Annotated in this window: 24 protein-coding genes and 2 pseudogenes; 5 read left to right on the top strand and 21 right to left on the bottom strand. The window is 66.4% G+C overall.

Annotated features, from left to right (window positions below; genetic code table 11):
- The 3 genes from VNW74_RS30700 to VNW74_RS30690 form a co-directional block, all read right to left on the bottom strand.
- Positions 1 to 1,160: amino acid permease (locus VNW74_RS30700; protein WP_325683959.1), on the bottom strand; the 1,160-nt coding region annotated here is incomplete at its 3' end.
- Positions 1,161 to 1,185: 25 nt separating this feature from the next.
- Positions 1,186 to 3,012 (bottom strand): amino acid permease, encoded by a 1,827-nt coding sequence (locus VNW74_RS30695; RefSeq protein ID WP_325683967.1) that lies wholly within the window; start codon positions 3,010 to 3,012, stop codon positions 1,186 to 1,188.
- A 99-nt stretch (positions 3,013 to 3,111) separates the two neighbouring features.
- Complete coding sequence (locus VNW74_RS30690) at positions 3,112 to 3,690, bottom strand: TetR family transcriptional regulator (protein ID WP_325683957.1); 579 nt, start codon at positions 3,688 to 3,690, stop codon at positions 3,112 to 3,114.
- Between the two features lie 196 nt (positions 3,691 to 3,886).
- On the opposite strand from VNW74_RS30690, the gene VNW74_RS30685 reads away from it, so the two are divergent.
- Positions 3,887 to 4,420, top strand: a complete 534-nt coding sequence (locus tag VNW74_RS30685; protein WP_325683955.1) for an isoprenylcysteine carboxylmethyltransferase family protein — start codon at positions 3,887 to 3,889, stop codon at positions 4,418 to 4,420.
- 39 nt (positions 4,421 to 4,459) lie between these two features.
- Here the strand turns inward: VNW74_RS30685 and VNW74_RS30680 are convergent, their stop codons facing one another.
- On the bottom strand, positions 4,460 to 5,053 hold the full coding sequence (locus VNW74_RS30680) for a helix-turn-helix domain-containing protein (protein WP_325683953.1): 594 nt from the start codon (positions 5,051 to 5,053) through the stop codon (positions 4,460 to 4,462).
- The gene (locus tag VNW74_RS30675) at positions 5,040 to 5,912 is read right to left on the bottom strand and encodes an oxygenase MpaB family protein (protein WP_325683951.1); all 873 of its coding nucleotides are present in this window, start codon (positions 5,910 to 5,912) and stop codon (positions 5,040 to 5,042) included. The genes VNW74_RS30680 and VNW74_RS30675 overlap by 14 nt, the downstream gene beginning before the upstream one ends.
- 138 nt (positions 5,913 to 6,050) lie before the next feature.
- Here VNW74_RS30675 and VNW74_RS30670 point away from each other — a divergent pair, with 138 nt between their 5' ends.
- The gene (locus tag VNW74_RS30670; protein ID WP_325683965.1) at positions 6,051 to 6,878 is read left to right on the top strand and encodes an alpha/beta hydrolase; all 828 of its coding nucleotides are present in this window, start codon (positions 6,051 to 6,053) and stop codon (positions 6,876 to 6,878) included.
- Positions 6,879 to 6,896: 18 nt separating this feature from the next.
- Here the strand turns inward: VNW74_RS30670 and VNW74_RS30665 are convergent, their stop codons facing one another.
- From VNW74_RS30665 to VNW74_RS30630, 8 genes and pseudogenes are all read right to left on the bottom strand, one after another.
- Positions 6,897 to 7,151 (bottom strand): hypothetical protein, encoded by a 255-nt coding sequence (locus tag VNW74_RS30665; RefSeq protein ID WP_325683949.1) that lies wholly within the window; start codon positions 7,149 to 7,151, stop codon positions 6,897 to 6,899.
- The gene (locus tag VNW74_RS30660) at positions 7,148 to 7,711 is read right to left on the bottom strand and encodes a DUF3093 domain-containing protein (RefSeq protein WP_325683947.1); all 564 of its coding nucleotides are present in this window, start codon (positions 7,709 to 7,711) and stop codon (positions 7,148 to 7,150) included. Before VNW74_RS30660 ends, VNW74_RS30665 begins: the two co-directional genes overlap by 4 nt.
- A gap of 58 nt (positions 7,712 to 7,769) precedes the next feature.
- The gene (locus VNW74_RS30655; protein WP_325683945.1) at positions 7,770 to 8,201 is read right to left on the bottom strand and encodes a hypothetical protein; all 432 of its coding nucleotides are present in this window, start codon (positions 8,199 to 8,201) and stop codon (positions 7,770 to 7,772) included.
- Positions 8,198 to 9,178 carry a porphobilinogen synthase gene (gene hemB / locus VNW74_RS30650; protein ID WP_325683943.1) on the bottom strand — a complete coding sequence of 327 codons (981 nt, stop codon included), beginning with the start codon at positions 9,176 to 9,178 and terminating at the stop codon, positions 8,198 to 8,200. Before hemB ends, VNW74_RS30655 begins: the two co-directional genes overlap by 4 nt.
- Before the next feature lie 127 nt (positions 9,179 to 9,305).
- Entirely contained in the window at positions 9,306 to 10,973 is a 1,668-nt protein-coding gene (locus tag VNW74_RS30645; RefSeq protein ID WP_325683941.1) for a uroporphyrinogen-III synthase, read from the bottom strand.
- A 15-nt stretch (positions 10,974 to 10,988) separates the two neighbouring features.
- Positions 10,989 to 11,938, bottom strand: a pseudogene (gene hemC / locus VNW74_RS30640) (hydroxymethylbilane synthase).
- 13 nt (positions 11,939 to 11,951) lie between these two features.
- Entirely contained in the window at positions 11,952 to 13,307 is a 1,356-nt protein-coding gene (locus VNW74_RS30635; protein WP_325683939.1) for a glutamyl-tRNA reductase, read from the bottom strand.
- 117 nt (positions 13,308 to 13,424) lie between these two features.
- Positions 13,425 to 13,691, bottom strand: a complete 267-nt coding sequence (locus tag VNW74_RS30630) for a glutaredoxin family protein (RefSeq protein WP_325683937.1) — start codon at positions 13,689 to 13,691, stop codon at positions 13,425 to 13,427.
- Between the two features lie 157 nt (positions 13,692 to 13,848).
- Between VNW74_RS30630 and VNW74_RS30625 the strand changes: the two genes are divergently transcribed.
- Genes VNW74_RS30625 through VNW74_RS30615 form a run of 3 tightly spaced genes read left to right on the top strand, consistent with a single transcriptional unit; the run spans position 13,849 to position 16,177 of the window.
- Entirely contained in the window at positions 13,849 to 14,712 is an 864-nt protein-coding gene (locus VNW74_RS30625; protein WP_325683961.1) for an HAD-IB family hydrolase, read from the top strand.
- Positions 14,713 to 14,754: 42 nt separating this feature from the next.
- Positions 14,755 to 15,267, top strand: a complete 513-nt coding sequence (locus VNW74_RS30620; protein WP_325683935.1) for an FAS1-like dehydratase domain-containing protein — start codon at positions 14,755 to 14,757, stop codon at positions 15,265 to 15,267.
- Positions 15,268 to 15,304: 37 nt separating this feature from the next.
- Positions 15,305 to 16,177 (top strand): cyclopropane mycolic acid synthase family methyltransferase, encoded by an 873-nt coding sequence (locus tag VNW74_RS30615; protein WP_325683933.1) that lies wholly within the window; start codon positions 15,305 to 15,307, stop codon positions 16,175 to 16,177.
- A gap of 4 nt (positions 16,178 to 16,181) precedes the next feature.
- Here the strand turns inward: VNW74_RS30615 and VNW74_RS30610 are convergent, their stop codons facing one another.
- From VNW74_RS30610 to VNW74_RS30575, 8 genes and pseudogenes are all read right to left on the bottom strand, one after another.
- Positions 16,182 to 17,249, bottom strand: coding sequence for a lysophospholipid acyltransferase family protein (locus VNW74_RS30610; RefSeq protein ID WP_325683931.1), 1,068 nt, complete (start codon positions 17,247 to 17,249; stop codon positions 16,182 to 16,184).
- Positions 17,250 to 17,270: 21 nt separating this feature from the next.
- Complete coding sequence (locus VNW74_RS30605; protein WP_325683929.1) at positions 17,271 to 18,407, bottom strand: SDR family oxidoreductase; 1,137 nt, start codon at positions 18,405 to 18,407, stop codon at positions 17,271 to 17,273.
- 68 nt (positions 18,408 to 18,475) lie between these two features.
- Positions 18,476 to 18,577, bottom strand: a complete 102-nt coding sequence (locus tag VNW74_RS30600; RefSeq protein WP_003402602.1) for a 30S ribosomal protein bS22 — start codon at positions 18,575 to 18,577, stop codon at positions 18,476 to 18,478.
- Between the two features lie 211 nt (positions 18,578 to 18,788).
- Complete coding sequence (locus VNW74_RS30595; protein ID WP_325683924.1) at positions 18,789 to 19,052, bottom strand: helix-turn-helix domain-containing protein; 264 nt, start codon at positions 19,050 to 19,052, stop codon at positions 18,789 to 18,791.
- A gap of 138 nt (positions 19,053 to 19,190) precedes the next feature.
- A complete protein-coding gene (gene proC, locus VNW74_RS30590; protein ID WP_325683922.1) occupies positions 19,191 to 20,066 on the bottom strand; it encodes a pyrroline-5-carboxylate reductase in 876 nt (291 codons plus the stop codon).
- Between the two features lie 91 nt (positions 20,067 to 20,157).
- The gene (locus VNW74_RS30585; RefSeq protein WP_325683920.1) at positions 20,158 to 21,018 is read right to left on the bottom strand and encodes a thioesterase family protein; all 861 of its coding nucleotides are present in this window, start codon (positions 21,016 to 21,018) and stop codon (positions 20,158 to 20,160) included.
- A gap of 110 nt (positions 21,019 to 21,128) precedes the next feature.
- A complete protein-coding gene (locus VNW74_RS30580; RefSeq protein WP_325683918.1) occupies positions 21,129 to 21,968 on the bottom strand; it encodes a sugar phosphate isomerase/epimerase in 840 nt (279 codons plus the stop codon).
- Positions 21,969 to 21,986: 18 nt separating this feature from the next.
- Positions 21,987 to 22,437, bottom strand: a pseudogene (locus VNW74_RS30575) (hypothetical protein); the annotation flags it as partial.

Raw genomic sequence — 22,437 nt, 5'->3', positions numbered from 1 at the left:
TTTTCCGGCGGCGTCTTGACTCGTAAAACGATCTGCGACAACGCAATCAGCAGGTAGACGAATAGCACGATGGCGCCCGACGAGTTGAGCAGGAAGATAAACACCGTTCCCGGAGCAATGCCCGACATGATGACGCACAGGAACCCCACCACCGATGAGCACAGAATCGCGACGTAAGGCACGCCACGTCGGCTGACGTTCATCAACCGAGCCGGCCCCTCGCCTCGGCCGGCCAGCACGAACAGCATGCGAGATGAGGTGTATAAGCCGGAATTCAAGCAAGAAAGCACGGCGGTCAGCACGATCGCGTTCATGATGTCATCCGCGCCGCGCAGTCCCATGTGCTTGAACGCCGCGACGAATGGTGACGCACCGGACTCTACGGAGTCCCACGGCTGGATCACGACCAGCAGAAAAACCGAGCCCACGAAGAAGATCGCGATGCGAGCGGCCACCGCGTTGGTGGCTCGCCGAATTGCCCGCTCGGGATCGGACGTTTCGCTGGCGGCGATGGTCGCAACCTCCGCACCGACCATCGAGAAGATCACCACAACGATCGCGGTGAAGACGGCGCCGACGCCGTTCGGGAAGAATCCGTGATGCGAGCTCAGATTTGAGAAATCCCGGTGCCGACCCGGCCACAGCCCCAAAACGAATATCGTGCCGAGGCCAAGGAATATCACGATGGTCGCGACCTTGATTCCGGCGAACCAGAATTCGAATTCCCCGAAGGATGACACCGAGTACAGATTGGTCGCGGTCATCGTCAGCATCAGGATCAGCGAGACCAGCCACAACGGTGCATGAACCCAGTAGTTGACGACTTTCGCTCCGGCGACCGCCTCGAAGCCAACGACGATCACCCAGTAGTACCAGTACAGCCAGCCCACGGAGAAACCCGCCCAACCGCCCAGGGCATCACGCGCGTAGTCAGCGAACGAACCCGTCGAGGGGTTCGCGGTAGCCATTTCGCCGAGCATCCGCATGACGAGAACGACAAGCACGCCGCACAGCACATAGGTCAGAACGGCGGCCGGGCCGGCGGTTCGAATCACCACACCCGATCCGACGAAAAATCCGGCGCCGATGACACCGCCGATGGCGATCATGGTCAGCTGCCGTTGTGACAACCCTTGGTGCAGTTCGGATGTGGCGCCCATGCTGCCCTCGATTGTGAATCGGGCGTCAGGTCGCGCGAAGCGGCGAAAGCGCCGGATCCACTGCCCGTTGGCCAGATACCACATGGGTGACCGGGACGGGATACGCAGCCCGTGCTCGGTCGACCAGTCCGAGCCGCAGCCATGATGGGCGGGCCTCGGCGATCACCAGGTGGTCGGGCTGGAAGCTGTGCACCGCGGCGGCCAGCGAGCGCAACGGCCGGTAGTCGCCGAGTTCTCCATCGGCAGACAACCCGATGCCGCGAATCGCGGTCAAAATAGCGTCCAGCCTTTCTCGTGCAGCCGCGACGGTGGCGTCCCGGACGAAGACCGGACCGGTGCGCTCGGCCTGGCCGGTGTCGACGGGGTTCACCGGAACGCAGATGAAGTACTCAGCGCGCCGCTGGGCATCGACGCGCCGCACCACGTCGAAAAGCTCGTTCGCGGAAACGTTTTTGTTGGCCAACACCAGCACGCGAGTGGCCTTACCCGTCGGCGCTGTGGGCTCGGACTTGGCCGGCCCACGCCGCCACCTCGGCACGAAGTACAGCACCAAGACGACCGCCCAGGACAGCAGTCCGAGCCACAACTCGGTGCGAGTCCGCGGGTCGAGCGCCATCGACACGAGCAGTCCGACGATCCCGACCAGGGTGAGTACCGACAGGCCCGGGAAGAACCACATCTTGACCCGCAAGCTTTTCGACGGCGTCCGGCGGCGCAACACAATCTGGGATAGCGCGATCATCAGATATACCGAGAGCACCAGGGAGCCCGACGATTTCAGCAGGAAGACAAACACCGCGCCAGGAGCCACCCAGGCCATGATCACGCATAAAAACCCCACCACCGACGAACACAAGATCGCGATGTAAGGCACCCCGCGTCGACCTACTTTGACCAACTCCCTCGGAGCCTCGTGCCGGGCCGCCAGCACGAACAACATCCGGGAAGCGGTATAGAGCCCAGAGTTCAGACATGACAGCACCGCGGTGAGTACCACCGCATTCATGATGTGGCCCGCCGCGGGAATCCCCATCTCTCCCAGTGCGACAACGTAGGGCGACATCCCCGGCTGGTGCGAGTTCCACGGCACGATCACCGCGAGCAGGAACACCGACCCCAGGTAGAAGATCACGATCCGCACGACCACCGATTTGGTCGCCCGCGCAACCGCACGCTCGGGATTGGCTGTTTCGGCAGCCGCGATGGTAGCCACCTCGGCACCGACCATCGCAGAGATGACCACCGAGACGGCACCGAAGATCGCGCCGACGCCGTGCGGGAAGAAACCGCCATATGCGGTGAGGTTGCTGAAGTCGAAATCGTGGCGCGGCCAGGCGCCCAGAACAAATAGCGAGCCGAGGCCTAAAAAGATCACGATCGCGGCGACTTTGATTCCGGCGAACCAGAATTCGAATTCACCAAAGGTCGCGACCGAGAACAGGTTGGTCGCCGTCATCCCCACCATCAGGATCAGCGACAGCAGCCACAGCGGCGCCTTTATCCAGTAAGAGAGGACCGCGCCGCCGGCGATCGCCTCGAAGCCGACCACGATGACCCAGAAGTACCAATACAGCCATCCCACCGAGAAGCCGGCCCAGCCGCCGAGGGCTTGCCGGGCGTAGTCGGCGAACGAACCGGTCGACGGGTTCGCGGTGGCCATCTCCCCGAGCATGCGCATCACCAGGACGACGAGCACCCCACACAACGCGTAAGTGATGAAGGCGCCCGGGCCGGTCTCGCCAATAATGACGCCGGATCCCACGAACAAGCCGGCACCGATCACGCCCCCGAGCGCGATCATGTTGAGCTGCCGTTGCGAGAGTCCGCGGCGCAGCTGCGACGCAGAGCTCATGTCGGCTCCGCGCGTCAGCAGCATGACGGGACGCTAACACCCCTCTGCGCAGTCCCGCTCGATTCAAACCGGCACGGCGCAGGTGTGGCCACGCGCGAGTCAGGTGCTGAGCTGGGCATGGATCACCGGCGTGACCCGAGCGATGAGATCCTCGGCTGACGCCGAGGCGATCGGTTCGACCTTCAAGATGTAGCGGAGCAGTGCGACGCCCAGTAGCTGAGCCATCGCAAGGTCGATCCGCAAATCGCCATCCGACCGCGCGAGCGGGTCAGCGAGCCGGGGATAGAGCTGGCCGTGAATGAACTGGCGGACGAGCGTGGCGGACTGCTCGTGTGTGGCCGCGCCACGCAGAATCGCCAACAGCGGCGCGCGTGAGTCCTGTTGCTCCCACATCTCGAAGAAAACCTGCGTCAGGCGCGCACCCATCTCGTTGGGGTCACCATCCGTGATGCGCGCGCCGATCTGGGCTGGCTCGAATGGCCATCCCATGGTGGCCCGAAACAGTTCAGCCTTACTGCCGAAATAGTGCCGTATTAGGGCCGGGTCTACTTGGGCCGCGGCCGCGATGTCGCGTATCGACGTTTTCTCGTAGCCGGTGTCGGCGAAGAGCCGCCGTGCGCTTGTCACGATCACGCCCCGGGTGTCGGGCTTTCCCGGACGTCGTCCAATCGGCCGCATAGCTCAGAAATTCTACAGGCGTTGACTTTATGGCCTCGCCGATGCAAAACTCTACGTGTGGGGAATTTATCTGGTTCATCCTGCACAGGGCGCCCAAAGCATCCGAGTTCCTTCGGCTTGACATCGTGAACGTATTGACGACCGCGCGCTAATTGGCTTGCGCGGCAACGCATGACCCAACCGAAAGGAGAACAAAATGCGCACATCGACCGCCGCGGTGGGTAGCGCGATGTTTTTCATCGTCGCCCCAGGCACCGTCGTCGGGCTGATCCCGTGGCTGATCACCCACTGGGAGTTTCACCAGCCGCTGCCGCATTGGGTGATCGCCCAAGTAATCGGAGCGCTACTGATCTGCTTGGGTCTTGTGCCCCCAGTATCGGCGTTCGTCGAGTTCGCCAAAGCCGGTGGCACCCCGATACCCGTCGCTGCGCCACAACGACTGGTCGTCAGTGGCTTCAACCGCTACATTCGCAACCCGATGTACTTCGGGCTGCTGCTGGCAATCGTCGGCGAGGCCCTGCTGTTCGGCAGCCTCAGCCTGCTGATCTACGCCGTGCTGGTGTGGGCAGCCCCAGCCGCGTTCGTGCGCTGGTACGAAGAGCCCACCCTCACCCGCCAGTTCGGCGCCGAGTATCAAGCGTATCGACAAGCGGTGCCCGCCTGGTGGCCGCGGCTGCGCCCGTATACACCTAGCCGTAATGGAATCCAGAAAACGCCCTATTCACGGTAAAGCTCACCAGCCGTGGCCCCGTTGCCGGTCCCGCTCGATTCACACGGGCACGGCGCGCAACACGGCGGGCAGGCTGGGCAGGAAGTGCTCGGTGGCAAATGCCCGAATCTCGTCGGCGTCAGACAGCGGTTTGCGGCTGGGCAACAACAGCAGCATCGTCGCATAACGCAGGATGGTTTCGGCAAGTTCGTCGACTGCCTGATCTCCGATCCGTTCGGCGAAGCCGGCGGGGAAAATGATCCGCAGTGCGGCCGCCATCCGCTCGACCGCGGCATCCCAGTGTTGGTCGGCCAACTCCAGCATCAGGCCGGGCTCGTCGGCGAGCATCCGGGTCAGCACGCGGTGCTGCCGGAATCGCATGATCGACAGCGTGAACGCCTCGACATAGTAATTCGATTGCGGCCGACGGCTTTTCAATTCGCTGGCGATATCGGCGAAAAGCGCCGCGTTTTCGCGGTCAATGACGGCGGCGACCAATTCGTCGCGTCCGGCAAACCGCCGGTAGATGGTGGTGCGGCTGACCCGCGCGCGGCGCGCTACGTCGTCGAGCGCGACACGGCGTAGGCCGTGCTGTTCGAACTCGACCACGGCGGCGTCGAGAATGGCACGGGTGGCGGGATCATCCGTTGACATAGCCGGCCTGGGCAAACCTGTTGTAGCGCAGCCGCATCGGAAGATGCTCCCATAGCCAGTTGACCGGCCGCGACCGCCCCACTGCGGCGAAACGCTGGTAGCGACGCTCCTGCCGGTCGCTCCAGGGCAGACCGAGCAGGGTGCGCGCCCGCGGCGGCAGGCCACCGGTGGTCAAAAACGCCGCGACCGGATTGAACGCCGGCGAGACCAAGCGCCACACCGGCGACGGCACACCCGTGGGGCGCGGGAACCCTTTGGTCACATATCCGACACCGTATTTCGCGGTCGGATGGGCGATCATGACGTGGTCAAGCATGTGATCCCAGTACCGCTCGAACTCGTCGTAGTCGGCCGGCATCGGCCGGTCGCTAACACCGTAGCGGCGATACCAGGTCTTGGACTCGAGGTAGATCTGCTGCTTCTCCTCGTCGGTGAGGCGTTTGACGAAGGTGTCGGCGAAGTACAGCACCTGCTCGACGAAGGTGGCGTGCGCCCAGTAGTAGGTCTCCGGATCCAACGCGTGATACCGCACACCGCTGGGCATTTCACCCTTGATCCCGTGATGGAAATCACGCACCTGCTGGCCGGGGTGATCGCCGTCTGACCCGTAGACGGTCATGAAGATCGGCGGCAGCGAGCGTTTGACCCGCGCCGCAGTGTCGCTGAAGAACACCGAGTGGTCCAGGACGCCCTGCCCGAGTTCGGCGAGCATGTTCTGCAGCACGGCAGGCCGCGGGCCGATCAAGAACATCCGGTTGTCACCGAAGTACCGCCACACCAACGACTGCGGCCCCAGCGGCAGGGCGTCAGGAGTCCCGGTCTTCCCAATGGTCGCAGACGGCTCGATCAGCTCAGTCATGTGGGACAGTGTTACATATTTCGAACTTTGTACCAACCGCAGGGGCACCGGGCTCGTCGCCAGGCGTTGTTGCCGGACTGTTGTCGGACCGTTGCCGCTCAGCGCCCGTTGGCTTGGCACGATTCGCTGGTGAACGCCATGACCCATCGGACCAACCGTCGGACCGCGCTGCGTCTGGGCGCCATCGGTGCCGGTGCCGCGGGTCTGTGGGCGCTGGGAGCGCTGCCGGATCCGACCCCGGCCGCGCCCGCTCCGCTGAGCAGTCCGCTGCCCACCCGCGAGGAGGGCACATTCATCTCCGCGGCGCGCGGCGGAAAGAGCACCAGATGGATCATCGCCCGCCCACCGGGCCAGACCGGCCCGTTGCGCACGGTGATCGCGCTGCACGGGTTGGACAGCGATGCCGCTGGGGTGATGAGCCTCGGTGTCGAGGACGCGCTGGGCAAACTGCCCACCACGGGCAAATCGTCGATCGCAGTGGTCAGCGTCGACGGCGGCAATGGCTACTGGCGGCCGCGGGCCTCGGGCGAAGACTCCGGCGCGATGGTGCTCAACGAGCTGATCCCCATGCTTGCCGGCAAGGGTCTCGACACCTCGCGGGTGGCGTTCATGGGCTGGTCGATGGGCGGGTACGGGGCGATGCGGCTGGCCTCTCGAATCGGCGCGGCACGGACCTTCGCGATCTGCGCAATCAGCCCTGCGCTCTACCTGACGTATTGGGGAGCGCCGCACGATGCCTTCGACGGCCTCGATGACTTCCGGAAAAACTCTACGATCAACGCCGCGGAGCTGACGTCGATTCCGCTGCGGGTGGACTGCGGGACCGGTGACGGCTTCTACTTCGCCACCAGCGAATTCGTCAACCAGCTGCCCAGGCAGCCGGCCGGCGGGTTCTACCCGGGCGGCCACGACGCGGAGTTCTGGCGCCAGCACCTGCCCGACCAGCTGGCCTGGCTGGCCTCCTAGGACCGGCGCATGAACGGGTCAGGCCGTCGAGTGCCGGTTTACCCGCCGCAGCCTGGCCACGCCGACTACCGTCAGCATCCCCGCCGCCGCCGCCAGCATCAGCGTCAACAGCAGCAGCGGAGGGTCATAAACCACCGACGTCGTTACCGGCTGGCCGTGCGCCACGGGTGCGACGGCCACGGTGGAGCGCACCTCCGACCAGCTGATCGCGCAGCCGATCACCGCGGCGCAGGCCAGGGCGAGCTCGATGAAGGCCCGAAATCGGGCCATCACCAGCGCGATCCGGCGTCTGGACTTTCTGGGCCCTCGTCGTCCGGCGGCTCGGGCGGCGAACCGTCGGGTCCGACGCGCTCCTCCACCAGTGGCGTCAGCGCGGCTCGCAGGTGACGGTGTCGACGCGCCCACGCTTGCGCGGTGCGGCCGCCGGCGAGTCGCACACCAACGCCGGTCCGCCCTTTGGGCACCCCGAACAGCTCACCGAGTGCACGTGCCGATTGCCAACGCTCCAGCTCCTTTTCGGATGTCAGCGGATGGTCGGCTGGCGGGTAGACCTTCAAGATCTCGGCCACCTTGATGGTTTCGGTGCCTTGCCGCAGCGTCTGGCTGGTCAGTTCCACCGAGGTGTGGATGCGCGCCGCCTTGACTTGCAGGGCAATGAAGCTGGTCACCAGCACCAGAAAGAGCAGCGGGACCGAAAGCTGCCAGCCGTAACCGTTGGATCTCTCGAGCCACAGCATGGCCCCCGCCGACACCGGGCCGACCAACAGCCAGTACCAGCTGGCACCGACTTCGCGAAAGAGCGGAGCCGATTTGGTCTCCGGACCTGCGGTCATCGAAACATCATCCCCTGCTGCGCCCGACGCCAAACCACTTGGGGGTCCTCCTGGCCGCTCACCTGGTGAAGTACGCCTGGGCGTCACTGCGGTGCAGCAAAAACATCCCCCCGGCGATCAGCACCGAACCGACGATGCCGGCGACCCCGCAGATCAGCGCTAACATCGGTGGCCAGTTCACGGTGAACAGCCTGGTCCCGACGTAGACGACGGTGGCTACGCCACCGCCGGTCAACACGGTGCGGGCCCAGCGGTAACCGGCCCGCATCAGGATCAGGAAAGTCACCACGATCGCACACAACACCGTGGTGAAAAGACCTGATGCGGCGTACAGCAGCGCCGATCCGCGACCGGCCGACGACCCGGCCACGTCGGCGACGTAGCCGACCACCATCAGCGGCAACGCCACCACCCACAACCAAAACCCGGTGTCGACGTCGACGGGCCGGGTCTGCGGCTCCGGCGGCCGCGGCGGGACGGGACCCGTCACGATAGCCAGGCCGCCGCCTCGGCGGCCCAATACGTCAGCACGATGTCGGCCCCGGCCCGTCGGATGCCGGTAAGAGATTCCAGCGCGGCGGCGCGCCCGTCGACCCAGCCGTTGGCGGCCGCTGCGCGGATCATCGCGTACTCCCCCGATACCTGGTAGGCGGCCACGGGTACCGGCGAGATTGCGGCCGCGGCTGCCACCACGTCGAGGTAGGCCATCGCGGGTTTGACCATGATGATGTCGGCGCCCTCGTCGAGATCCAGCTGCACCTCACGCAGCGCTTCGCGGGCATTGCCCGGCTCCTGCTGGTAGGTGCGCCGGTCCCCGGACAGGCTCGAGCTCACAGCCTCGCGGAACGGGCCGTAGAACGCCGAGGCGAATTTGGCGGCGTAGGCCAAAATCACCACGTCGGCGTGGCCCGCGGCGTCCAGGCCATCGCGGATCGCCCCCACCTGGCCGTCCATCATGCCACTGGGACCCACCACATGAGCGCCCGAATCCGCCTGTGCCACAGCCAGTTCCACATACCTCTTCAAGGTAGCGTCATTGTCGACCCGGCCGCGTTCGTCCAGCACACCGCAGTGCCCGTGGTCGGTGAATTCGTCCAGGCAGGTGTCGGCCATCAGCACGGTGGCATCGCCCAAGTCCTTGGCCAGATCGCGCAACACGACGTTGAGGATGCCATCGGGATCGGAGCCCGCCGACCCGGCAGCGTCCTTGTCTTCATCGCGGGGCACGCCGAAGAGCATCAGCCCGCCCACCCCGGCGGCCACCGCCCCGGCGGCGGCCGTCCGCAACGAGTCCCGGGTGTGTTGCAACACGCCTGGCATCGACGCGATCGGCCGCGGTTCGTCGATACCGTCCGCGACGAACATCGGCAACACCAGATGCCTTGGCTCCAGCGACGTTTGCGCCACCAATCGGCGCAGCGCCGGCGTCGAGCGAAGCCGACGCGGGCGGTGCCGGGGATAGCTCATGAGTGGCGACCCGCCGCGCGTGGCTTCGCCCTATGGTGGCGGCCCGCTGCGCGTGGCTCCGCCACGCTTGCGACCGCCACGGCCACGCTTGCGACCGCCACGGCCGCGCCGGCGATCACCACGGCCACTAGCGCCTGCGGCTCTTCTTACGCGGCGGCGGCAGCGCGCCCTCGGCGCGCAGTCGTGCGGCGTGCTCAGCCAGTGCCTCAATCAGCGGGCCCACCGCGGCGGTCTCGGGTTGCACGTCGACCCGCAAACCGAATTCGGCGGCGGTCTCTGCCGTCTTGGGGCCGATGCAGGCCACGATCGTGCGCGCGTGCGGCTTGCCCGCGATGCCGACCAAGTTGCGCACCGTCGAGCTGGACGTGAAGCACACCGCGTCGAAACCACCGGTCTTGATCATTTCCCGGGTGGCGGCCGGCGGCGGCGCCGCGCGCACCGTCCGGTAGGCGGTGACGTCCTCGATCTCCCAGCCACGTTCGCGCAGGCCCTCGGCCAACGTCTCGGTAGCGATGTCGGCGCGCGGCAGCAGCACCCGGTTCACCGGGTCGAAAATGCTGTCGTACGGCGGGAATTCGTCAAGCAGGCCCAGCGACGACTGCTCACCGGAGGGCACCAGCTCGGGGCTGATGCCAAACGCGCGGACCCGGTCGGCGGTCGATTCGCCGACGCAGGCGATCTTCACCCCGGAGAATGCGCGGGCGTCCAGGCCGAACTCGCCGAACTTCTCCCACACTGCGCGTACCGCGTTGATGGAGGTGAACACCACCCACTGGTAGCGGCCGTCGACCAGACCCTTGACCGCGCGCTCCATCTGCGCGGGGCTGCGCGGCGGCTCGACGGCGATAGTGGGCACCTCGATCGGTAGCGCGCCGTGCGCGGTCAGCCGCTCGCTCATCTCACCGGCCTGGTCCTTGGTCCGCGGCACCAGCACTGTCCAGCCGTACAGTGCGCGACTCTCCCACCAGTTCAGCTTGGCCCGGTTCTGCACCGTCTTGCCGATCGTCACGACCACCGGTGCCGGCGCCGCGGGGTCGGCTCCGACGATCACCGACGAATCGGTCAGCCCGCCCAGCGTGGATTCCACCGAGCGCTGCGCGCAGGTGGTTCCCGACGACGTCACCACACACGGGGTGGTGTCGGCGAGCCCGTACTCGATCAGCGTGCGCGCCGCGTCAGCCACGTGCGAGGAGGTGGCGTGCAAAATCAACGGGCCCGGGGCAGCGGCCAGCGCTCCCCAGTCCACGTCACCACGCACGTCGGCAACGGTGTGCGACGAGCCCAGCGGCAACCCGGCATAGGTCGGCACCGCGCAGCTGGCGGCCAGGCCGGGCACGATCTCGAAGTGCAGGTGGCTACGTGCGACGGCGTTGACCTCGGTGATCACCGCGTCCACCGACAGCGGGTCACCGGCGACCAAGCGCACCACGTCGATCCCGGCACGGGCCTCGGCGACCAGCGTTTTGGCCACGTCGGCGGGATCGCCCAAGGCCGGCCGGATGTCGGGTCCGACCGACACCACCGCGGCGGGTTGTTCGTCGGTGCCGATCGGCACCCCCTCGGCGGTTCCGTTGTCCGACGATGCAGCCGACTCGGCCGGCGCAGGCCCGGAAACTGGCGGCAAGTCCTTGCCGATCAGCGCGAGCACCGGCTCGGGCACGTCAGGATCAATGAACACCAAGGGGGCATTTGCCAGTACCGTCGCTGCCCGCGTCGTCAGCAGAGCCGGGTCGCCTGGACCCGACCCCACGAACATGATGCGGCCGGGCCTCGGCTTACGCCCTCGCGTCGTCATCTGTATCTCTCCCACTCAACTTCCTCGTGCGGGTGGTCTCACCGCGCAGCCGACATGAGTTCCCGTGCGCCCAGCGCGAACAGCTCGGCGGCCACCGAGAGCCCGAGCTCTCGTGCCCGATCCGGACTGCCGACGCCGGACGCGCGGATCACATCGGATCCGTCCAGCGCCGCCACGCAGCTGCGCAGCGACAGCTCTTCGAAGACACGGCCGTCCTCGTCAATGGATTCGACCACCTCAGCGATCGCCCCCACTGGCGCGGAGCAACCCGCCTCCAGTTCGGCGAGCAGGGCACGCTCGGCGGTGACGGCCGCGCGGGTGTCGGCGTCGTCGAGCTCGGCCAGCAGTGCCGCCAGTCGGGCATCCCCGGCGCGGCACTCGACGGCGAGCGCACCTTGAGCCGGCGCCGGCAACACCTGCACCGGCTCCAACGTCTCGGTGACGTCACCGAGACGACCCAGCCGGGCCAAACCCGCCCGAGCTACCACGATTGCGTCCAAATCACCGCTGCTTACCCTGTTCAACCTGGTATCTAGGTTGCCTCGTAGGGGGCGGATTTCCAAACCGAGACCCAGTGCTCTAAGCTGTGCGGCCCGCCGGGGCGACGAGGTGCCCACCACCGAGCCGCTCGGCAGCTGTGCCAGCACCAACCCGTCGCGGGCCACCACCGCGTCGCGGGCGTCCGCACGCGGCGGTATGGCGGCGACCACAAACCGTGAATCCTCAGCGGTCGGCAAGTCCTTGTGCGAGTGCACCGCCGCGTCCACCCGGCCGTCCTCGATGGCCTCGCGCAACGCGGCGGTGAAAACCCCGACGCCGATGCTGGCCACCGGGTCCGACGACCGGTCGCCCTCGGTGCTGATGGTCACCAACTCGGCGGGATGCCCGTTCGCGGCCAGAGCGTCGCGGATACCACCGGCTTGGGTGGTGGCCAGCAAGCTGCCCCGGGTGCCTATCCGGATCACGTCGGCCAAGCGGCTACTCAGCGCCATCGGATCTGCTTGGCACCGCGGGCAATTCGCCTGCAGTGGCGACGGCGTCGACCGCGGTCTGGTTGAGCTCGAACAGCTCGCGCAACGCCTCGGCGTAGGTGTCGCCGCCGGGTGCGCTGGCCAACTGTTTGATCCGCACAGTGGGCGCGTGCAGCAGCTTGTCCACCACCCGCCGCACGGTGTGGGCCACCTCGTCGCGGTGGGCGGCGTCGAGTCCGGGTAACCGGTTGTCCAGGCGCAGCAACTCCGCCTCGACGACATCGGCGGCGCGCTGGCGCAGCGCGGTCACCGTCGGGGTGACCTCGGCCATCCGCTGCCCGGCCAGGTAGGTGGCGACTTCGGTGGCGACAATGTGGCGGGCGGCCTCGGCGTCGGCGGCGGCGGCGCGGGCCGACGGTTCCCGTTGCACCCGTTCCATGTCGACGACCAAGACGCCCGGCAGCCCGGCAACCGCCGGGTCGACGTCGCGGGGCATGCCGAGGTCGCAGATCACCAGGGGCTGGTCGGTTTCGTCGCGGCGAGTCGCGGCCAGCGCGTGGTGCACGTCGGCCAGCGACACCACCGGGCGCACCGCCCCTGTGCAGCTCACCACGACGTCGGCATCGGCCAACGCAGAAGCCAGCCGATCGAAGCTCAGCGCTTCGGCTCCGGCCCCCGATTCGCGGATCTTGCGGGCCAACCGCTGCGCCCGGGGGAGCGACCGGTTGACGACGTGGATGTCGCGGACGCCGGCGCGGGCCAGGTGAGCCGCCGACAGGGCACCCATTGCGCCGGCGCCGACCACCACCGCGGTCTTGCCTTTGAGCCCGCCCAGCTTGGAGTCGGCCATGCCCAGCGCGACCGAGACCACCGAGGCGCCTGCGGCATCGATCGCGGTGTCGGTGTGCACCCGTTTGCCGACCGCCAGCGCGCGCTGGGCCAGCTCATGCAGCACCCGGCCGACCGTGCGGTTGGCCTCGGCCGCGGCGTAGGCCCGCCGGACCTGGCCGAGCACCTGCTGTTCGCCGACCACCGCGGAATCCAGCCCGCTGGCCACGGCGAACAGGTGCTCTACGGCGGCCTCGCTGTAGCGGACGTAGGCGTATTTGGTCAGGTCCCCCATGGACATCCCGCAGTGCTCGGAGAGCACCTGCCCGATGACCGCCAGGCCACCGTGGAAGGCGTCGACCACGGCGTAGACCTCGACCCGGTTGCAGGTGTAGAGCACCATTGCCTCGGTCACCAGCGGCGACTGCATCAACTGGTCGACGATCTTGATCTGATCGGATTCGTCGGTGCTTAGCTGCTCCAAGACGGAGACCGGCGCACTGCGGTGCGAGACACCAAAGAGCAGAACGCTCACGGCTGAATCACCTGGCCCGCTCCCTTGCTATCACCAGTGATCGAACTTGATCACACGGTAGACGCTTACCAGGTGGGCCACCAAATTTGCGCCGAGTTCAGCCGATGTCAGCCGATGTCAGGGGCGCCGCTCGGCGAGGTCTTTGCGCAGCCGGAGCTCATCGACCTCCCAGTAGCTGTGCTCGCGGCCGTCGAGCAGCACCACCGGCAGCCGGTCACCGAACTCGGCGCGAAGGGCGCTGCCGCCGGCTGCCGCAGCTTGGTCTACGTCGGTGGTCGACAGGTCGAAGTCGAGTTCCGCGGCCAGTTGGTTGAGCTGAGCGTGCACCCGATCGCAGATCGTGCAGCCGGCGCGGGTCAACAGCTGCACCTGTGGGCGGCTCATGCACCCAGTGTGGCAGGGGTCAGCGCCGCTGGCTCCCCCACGCCGCCTCCGTCGGAACGCTCCGCGACTCCCCGGCGGATACTGTTGAACTGTGAGCGCTCCCGGCGGCCCGGGCACTGTAGAGCCCGGCCCCAACGCAGGACCTGACCCGGGTGAACTGGACCTGGAGGAGGTGGCCGCCAACGCCAGCGCCGACCGTGCGCTGGTGGACGCCCATACCAACGCCGCCCCCGGGCCCGAGCAGCCGCCCGTCGACTTAACTGCGGCGGCGTTCTTCGACGTGGACAACACGCTGGTGCAGGGTTCGTCGCTGGTACATTTCGGCCGCGGTCTGGCCGCGCGCAAGTACTTCACCTATCGCGACGTGCTCGGGTTTGTCTACGCGCAAGCCAAGTTTCAGCTCGTCGGACGGGAAAACAGCGACGACGTCGCCGCGGGCCGACGCAAGGCCCTGGCCTTCATCGAAGGCCGACCCACCGAAGAGCTGGTTCGGCTGGGCGAAGAGGTCTTCGACGAAATCATCGCGGACAAGATCTGGGCCGGCACCCGCGATCTGGCACAGATGCACCTCGACGCGGGCCAGCAGGTCTGGCTGGTCACCGCCACGCCCTATGAACTGGCGATAACCATCGCCCGTCGGCTAGGACTGACCGGCGCGCTGGGCACGGTCGCCGAGTCGGTCGACGGCGTGTTCACCGGCAGGCTGGTGGGCGACATTCTGCACGGCCCCGGCAAGGCGCACGCGGTGCGTTCGCTGGCCATCCGCGAGGGCTTCAACCTCAAGCGCTGCACCGCCTACTCCGACAGCTTCAACGATGTGCCGCTGCTCTCCCTGGTCGGGACGGCTGTCGCCATCAACCCCGACAGCCACTTGCGCGACCTGGCGCGCAAACGCGGCTGGGAAATCCGTGACTTTCGAACGGCGCGCAAGGCTGCCCGGATCGGGGTGCCGTCGGCCCTGGCGCTTGGGGCAGCGGGTGGTGCACTGGCCGCGGTCGCCTCCCGACGCCAATCGCGCTGATAAGCTGCGCCGCTGAGCATCGCTAAGAGTGGAGATCAGTGCATGTCACTTCCCGAAGGCGCCCAAGGACTCATCGGAACGCACTACCGGTTCCCGGATTACTTCGAGGTCGGACGCGAAAAGGTCCGCGAGTTCGCGCAGGCCGTCAAGGACGACCATCCGTCGCACTACTCTGAGGCGTCGGCCGCAGAGGCCGGCTACGACGGCACTGTGGCGTCGCTCACCTTTCTTGCGGTCGCCGGACGGCGTGTTCAGCTCGACGTCTTCACCAAGTTCGACATCCCCATCAACCTCGCGCGGGTGCTGCACAGGGACCAGAAATTCGTGTACCACCGGCCGATCATGGCCGGTGACCGGCTGTTCTTCGACACCTACCTAGACAACGTCATCGAATCACACGGCACCGTAATCGCCGAGATCCGCAGCGAAGTCACAGACGCCGACGCCAACCCGGTGATCACCAGCATCGTCACGATGCTCGGCGAGTCGTCCAACCCGGATGCCGACGCAGCTGCGACGATTGCTGCAATTGCATCCATCCGCGGCGGCGCATAGTGTCGGCCGGGACCTGTTAGGGGGAGGCCAGAAACCGATGAGTACCAATCTCACGCCGCACTTCGACGACGTCCAGTCGCACTACGACCTCTCGGACGATTTCTACCGGCTCTTCCTGGACCCGAGCCAGACCTACAGCTGCGCGTACTTCGAACGCGACGACATGACGCTGGAAGAGGCCCAGCTGGCCAAGATCGATCTGTCGCTGGGCAAGCTGGGCCTGCAGCCCGGCATGACGCTGCTCGACGTCGGCTGCGGCTGGGGCGCCACGTTGCGCCGTGCCATCGAGCGCTACGACGTCAACGCGATCGGCTTGACGTTGAGCAAGAACCAGGCCGCACATGCGCAGCAATCGCTGGACGAGCTGGACAGCCCACGCTCCAAGCAGGTGCTGCTGGAAGGTTGGGAGCAATTCCACGAACCGGTGGACCGAATCGTCTCGATCGGCGCATTCGAGCACTTCGGTTTCGACCGCTACAGCGACTTCTTCAAGATGGCGTACACCGCGCTACCGGCCGGCGGCACGATGATGCTGCACACGATCGTGGTCCCCACCGTCGAGGAAATCCAGCAGCGTCAGGTCAAGCTCACGATGACGCTGGCACGGTTCGTCAAATTCATGATGGAGGAGATCTTCCCCGGCGGCCGGCTGCCTTCGGTCGCGCTTGTCGAAAAACACGCGGATGAGGCCGGGTTCGAGGTGGCCCTCGTGCAATCGCTTCGGCTGCACTACGCACGCACCCTGGGCATCTGGGCGGCAGCGCTGGAGGCGCGAAAGGACGAGGCCATCGCGATCCAGTCGGAAGAGGTCTACGAGCGCTACATGAGGTACCTGACCGGCTGCGCCGACCTGTTCAGCAAGGGCAACACCGACGTTTGCCAGTTCACACTGGTCAAACCGGCCGCGTAGCGGCTCAGCCGAAGAACATATTGCGGCGCCCGGCCAGCAGCTGGTAGAGCGTCTGCTGGATGGTCTCGCGGACCTGGTCGGTCAGCTCGAAAGTGACCATCGGATCCTCGGCGTCGGCGCTCTCGTAGTGCGCGGTGGGAATCGGCTCACCAAATGCGATGTGCCACTTCGACGGCAGCGGCACCAGCCCGGCCGGCCCGGCCAGCGGGAACAGCGGGGTGATCGGGAAATAGGGCAAGCCGAACAGTCGCGCCAGCAGCCTGACGTCGGCCAGCATCGGGTAGATCTCCTCGGAGCCCACGATCGAGCACGGCACGATCGGGGCTTTGGTGCGCAGCGCCGCCGCCACGAAGCCGCCGCGCCCGAACCGCTGCAACTTGTAGCGGTCCTTGAAGCGCTTACCCAGGCCTTTGTAGCCCTCGGGGAACACCGCGGTCAGTTCCCCGGAGGCGAGCAGCCGGTGGGCGTCGGCGGTGCACGCCATGGTGTGGCCGGCCTTGCGGGCGGCGTCGCCGATCATCGGCAGGTCGAACACCATATCGGCGGCCAGCAGCCGCAGGTCGCGATGCGCCGGATGCGCGTCATGAACAGCCACCGAGGCCATCAGCCCGTCGAACGGCAGCACGCCGGCGTGATTAGCAACCAACAACGCCGCGCCGGACTCCGGCAGATTCTCGATTCCACTGACCTCGACCCGGAACCACGACTTGAAAAAGAACCTCAGCAGCGGCCGCACGATTGCATCGTTGAAATGTGGATCAAACCCGAACTCGTCGACCTTGTAATCGCCGGCAAGCCGGTGTCGTAGGAAGTCGGCAACGGCACTGACCTTGTGCGCCAGCTCGTTGCCGGACTGGTCGGCTGCGGATTTGCCGCCTGAACCGCGCCGGTGGTCGTCGATCTCGCGTACAACGGCGGCGATCTGATCGGCCGAAGCCCGGTCGCCGGGTTCGGAAAGTAGCGAGGGATGCTGACGAGACGCCTGGGTGCGTTGGCCGGCGCGTCGCTGCGCCGCCGCGCGATTTGAATTCGCGTGCAGCGGAATGACTTTCGCCTTTGAATCGCCCGCCATTAGTTAACCTCCCCCCACCCGTTAGTTGATTTTGGTTCGGCCACCTAAGCGCTGCGCTGCTGCTACGGCCCGACCTTCAATGGAGCGTACCCACTCTGGATCGATAATGGGAGTTAAACCTCGGCCGCGTACATAATCGTCAAAAGCCTCTGCAGTAGTCCACTTGGGATGGTATTCAAGCTCGGTTCGCATCCTTGTGGTGTCCATCACCCGGCCATAGCTCAAGTAGTCGAGTTGCTCGCGGTTGATCTCGGTGTAGTGGTTGGCTCGTCGCAGTGAATCCAGCGCCCACAGCCCGAATCCGGGCACTGGCACCGAAACTCGCCCTGCTCGGCGAATCGCCTGCGACAGCATGATGATGCCGCTGGCGCCGATATTGAAGGTGCCTGCCTTACCGGCCATCACTGCGCGCTCCAAAGCGCCTAGCGCATCCTGCTCGTGCAGCAGCTGCAGTCGCGCGTCGCGGCCGAGCACCGTCGGGACCAGCGGTCCGGCCAGGTATCGCGACAGCGTGGTTTCCATCGCCGGACCGATCATGTTGGCCAGCCGCAGAATCGTCACTGCGATGTCGGGCCGACGCCGGCCGAGCCCGCGGGTGTAACCCTCGATGTCCAGGCTGTCTTTGGGAAAGCCCTCCCGGAACGGACGACGGCTGCTGCTGTCTTCGGTGAACATCACCGGATCGTGCGGACTGGAACCGTAGACCTCAGATGTCGACTTCAGCACGACTCGTCGCACCGACGGCGCTTTCTGGCAGGCCGCGAACAGCTGCATTGCGCCCAGCACGTTGATTTCCTTCAACGCTGCACCGCCACCCGACCGCGGCGCAAACGACGCCGCAGCGGCGTGCACCACCGTGTCGACGTCGCCGTTTCGAATCACCTTGGCGACAAAGGGGTTGCGGATGTCCGCGCGGACGAACTCGGCGCGGCCCATCCGGCGCAGCATGTCCTTGCTGGGCGCAACCGCGTCGACCGCGATCACCCGGTTTATCAAGGGGTTCTGCGCCAGCCGTGCCGTCAGGTAACCGCCCAAGAACCGGCAGGCGCCCGTGACCAGCACAACTTTCGGGTAATGCACGGTATTGCCGACGTTACCGCCGGTGCCACCTGTCCGGCTGCCCGTTCCGGTACCTGGTTGACCGCCCGACGAATCCACCCCGCTAGCCTAACGACCTCTCAGCAGCTGCCGCATGACCTGCAAGCTCGGGCAGCCGTTGACGGAACTTACTTCCCGAGTTTTCTGCGCTGCACCCGAGTACGGCGAAGCAGCTTGCGGTGCTTCTTCTTCGACATCCGTTTGCGCCGCTTCTTGATTACTGAACCCATAACTCCGCTATCTGTATGGCGGCCCGAGTCCGCCATGGCCGACCGCATGCATTAACCCAAACACCCTACCCGTGAGGGTGCGCCGAATACCAAAATGACCGGTGGGCCGATACGGCTCACACCGGCAGTATCCGATGACCGGCGAGTGTCACGTCAGCGTGACTACCGGGCGGGTGTCACGTCAGAGTGACGACAGACCCACACCCGAGCGCTAGCCAGCGTCGAAGTAAGAGCTCTCCAGCATGTCGTGGACGGCCTTGGCGTGCACCCGGAAGGATCGCCCCACCCGGACTGCAGGTAGCTCACCGTTGTGAACCAGCCGGTAGACCGTCATCTTGCTGACTCGCATCAGCGCTGCCACTTCGGCCACAGTCAGGAATTGCGTCCGGGGCGGCTGGCCGTCTGCGGAACCGGCATCCCGTCCCGATTTACCGCCAGCCGAATCCCGTGCCGATGGCCCGTTCATAGACGTCATCGCAACCCAATCAGTCAGGCATCTGCAGTCCCAGCGGCTTCCCCTCCGCTGGCACCGACAGGTGCATACCAAGAGGAGAATAGCGGGACTAGTGGGGTTACTGCGACGGGTGGGGGCAAATAAATAAAATTCTATAAATTACTCTGATGTAATTCTTAGCTGCTCAGAGCGTGTTTTTGCGGCCCGTACCGCCTCGTCGACAGCCGCGCGCAAACCCCGTCCTTCCAATTCCCGCAGCGCAGCAGCGGTAGTGCCGCCGGGCGAGGTAACAATGGCGCGCAGCCGCGCCGGAGTGGTGTCCAGGGACAGGTCCGAGGGCATGTCGCGGGCTGTTCCGCGGTCTTGCTCCATCCGGTCCAGCAACATCGCCGCCGACCCGGCCATCGTCTGCGCCACCAGCTCGGTGGACACCGACCGGCTTAGCCCGACCCCGACCCCGGCGTCCACCAAGGCCTCGACCATCAGGAAGAAATACGCTGGACCGGAACCCGACACGGCGGTCACTGCGTCCAGCTGTTCCTCGGGAACCGTCAGCACAGCGCCGACGGAGTCGAACAGCGCAGCGACCTCTTTGAGCTGCTCAGGGGTTGCGAAGCGGCCTGTGGCCATCGCGCTGATACCAGCGCCGACCAACGCCGGCGCGTTCGGCATCACCCGCACCACCGGCGTCCCGGCCAGCAGCTTGGATTCCAGATAGGCCGTGTTGACCCCCGCCGCGACGGTGATGAACACCTGCTCGGGGCTGTCCTCGTGGGCCTCGGCGACCACTTTGGCGATCTCCCCGACCACCGACCCGACGTCGGAGGGTTTGACGGCGACGATGACGAACGTCGCGTTTTCCACCGCGTCCCGCACCGATGCCACCAGCACCGAATACGTCTCGGCGAGGTACCGGGCGCGGTCGGGCAGCCGTTCGGCGACCACGATGTCTTTGGCGTGGCGTCCGGCCCGCAGCAGGCCCGACAGCAGGGCTTCGCCCATGCTGCCGCCGCCGATGATTGCGATTCTGGCCATGTCGCACAGCATGGCAGAAGCCCACGAGTTTCGTGGGGACCGGGCGATCGCAAGCGCGGCGAAGCCGGGCGCAGCGGGTCGCCCGAAAGGACTAGCGCGCCGGCGGGACTATCGCCAACTGGCGGGCCTGCACCACGATGCGGCCCTCACAGTCGACAACCGTGTGGTCCTCGTCGAACCAGTCCTGCCCGATCTGCAGACAGGTGCACACCACCCGCAACCAGCCGTCCGCCGGCAATGCGCGCAGGTATGCGGTGAGCTGGACGGTCGGCGCCCAGCCGGTGCGGCCCACGGCGAAGGTCACCGGCGCCGACACATCGCCGCACATCAGCGCGAACAGTACGTCGGGTGCCAGGCCGCGCGGCCGCACCCACATCTGGATCACCGGTGGCCGGCCGTCGGTGGGGCCCAGCGTCGAGACCAGCGGCCGCACGTCGCAGCCGTCGGCCAAGTGGACCAGCCCGGCCAGCGGGTGCCCCGGACCGATCGGCGCGACGTGGTCGGGCGGCTCGGGATCCATCAGGCCCACCACCGGATTGGCCGACAGCAGCGGCGGCACCAGGTGCTCGGGCTCGCCGAGTGTGACGACGGCGTGTACGGCGGTGCGATCGCCCTGGCTGAGCTCGACGTCGACGACGCTGATCCGCCGGCCACGCTTGCGGATCGACGTCACCAGCCGCATCGGACCGGGGTCGGGCGCCCACAGGAAGCTGCCCGAGACCGCCACCGGCTGCCAGTTCGATTGCCCGGCGCCTCCTCGGGCCGTCGGCAAGCCCGCATCGTCACCGGGCGAAGGTCCGCCATGAGCGGTGCGGGCGGCGTTGGCGCACAACGCCAGCATTGCCCCGCCGTGGACCTTCGGTCCGATGGTCCAGTGTTTGTTCAACTCGCCGGCAAAGACGCCGGGGTCGACCTCACGCAGCGCCATCGCGTGGCTGAATAACGCGGTCATGTACGTGCGGGATTTCCTTCGGGGTTCACAGCGCCGCTCCTTCTCATCGCTTCGTCCCCCTCGCCGCTGCGCGGCTGGGGGTGCCCCCACTGCATCGTCCTCGGCGCGCGTCAGCGCAGCAGGTGCGTGCGGGCGAATTGCAACGACTCGGCCAACATGGTCTCGCGCTCATGGGCCGAACGCGCTCCGGACGTCGAGACCTCCAGCACAACATGGCCGGCGAAGTCACCGCCGGCCAACATCTCGCACACCTCCACCACCGGTTGGTTACCCTGGCCCGGAGCCAAATGTTCGTCGGCCGGCAGCCCGCTGCCGTCGCATAAGTGCAGGTGCACCAGACCCGAACCCATCCGATGCGCCATGTCCAGCGCATCGGTGCCCGCCGTCGCGGTGTGCGACAGGTCCAGCGTGTAGTGCGCGTGGTCGCCGTCCAGCGGGTCGTAGGACGGCGCGAACGCCGAGATCCCGGGCCCAGGTCCACCGCCGCGCCTGCGCATTCGTTCCTTCATCTGGCCGGGGAACAACCGGTCGGCGCGGAACGGGAACATGTTTTCCACGGCCACCAGCACATCGCTGGACGCCTCGAGCTCAGCGACCTGTTCGCTGAAGCCTTCGACGTAGCGCCGTTGCCAGCGGAACGGGGGATGCACGACGACGGTCTGGGCGCCGAGCTTTTCGGCGGCCCGTACGCTGCGGTCGAGTTTGGGAATCGGGTTGGCGCCCCACACCCGCTGCGAGATCAGCAGACACGGAGCGTGCACCGAGAGCACCGGCATCCGGTAACGCCGCGAAAGCTTGGCCACGGCGTCGATGTCCTGGCTAACCGACTCGCCCCACACCATCAGCTCGACCCCGTCGTAGCCGAGGTTGGCCGCGTATTCGAAAGCGGCCTCGGTCTTCATCGGATAGACCGAGGCCGTCGACAGACCGACCTTGATGGCTGGGCGCACGCGGGTTCTGCCCAGCGCCTAGCCGGATTGCAACAACGCCAACGGCCCCAGCGTGACCAATGCCCCCACCGCAACCGCGATCAACGTACTGGCGATGTCCTCGGTTTTGCGGACCACCCGCACGACGACCACCAAGAAGAGGATGACGATCACCGACAGCACCAGCGCCACGATGTTGTTCCACCGCCACAGCTGGTCGAAGGCGATGAACAGCCCGGCACCGAATCCAACGGCCAGAATCGACTCCAGCACAACCATTCCGCCGAGCCGCATGCTCTCGGCGCGGGACCACGCGGAGGAATCCTCGACCCCATCGTGGAGATCGTCGGCGACATCCTCCGGGTAGTCCACCTCGGCGTGGATGCCGGCGACGTTCCGGTAGTCGGCGTCATCAGCGGCGTCCTTGCCGCGCGACCGACCAGCCGACGAACGCAAATATGAGCGCACATAGGCGGAGTCTTCGTTCGTG

It is taken from the genome of Mycobacterium sp. (assembly GCF_035570115.1).
Classification (GTDB): Bacteria; Actinomycetota; Actinomycetes; order Mycobacteriales; family Mycobacteriaceae; genus Mycobacterium.
This window is presented reverse-complemented; position numbering and strand designations above follow the sequence as displayed.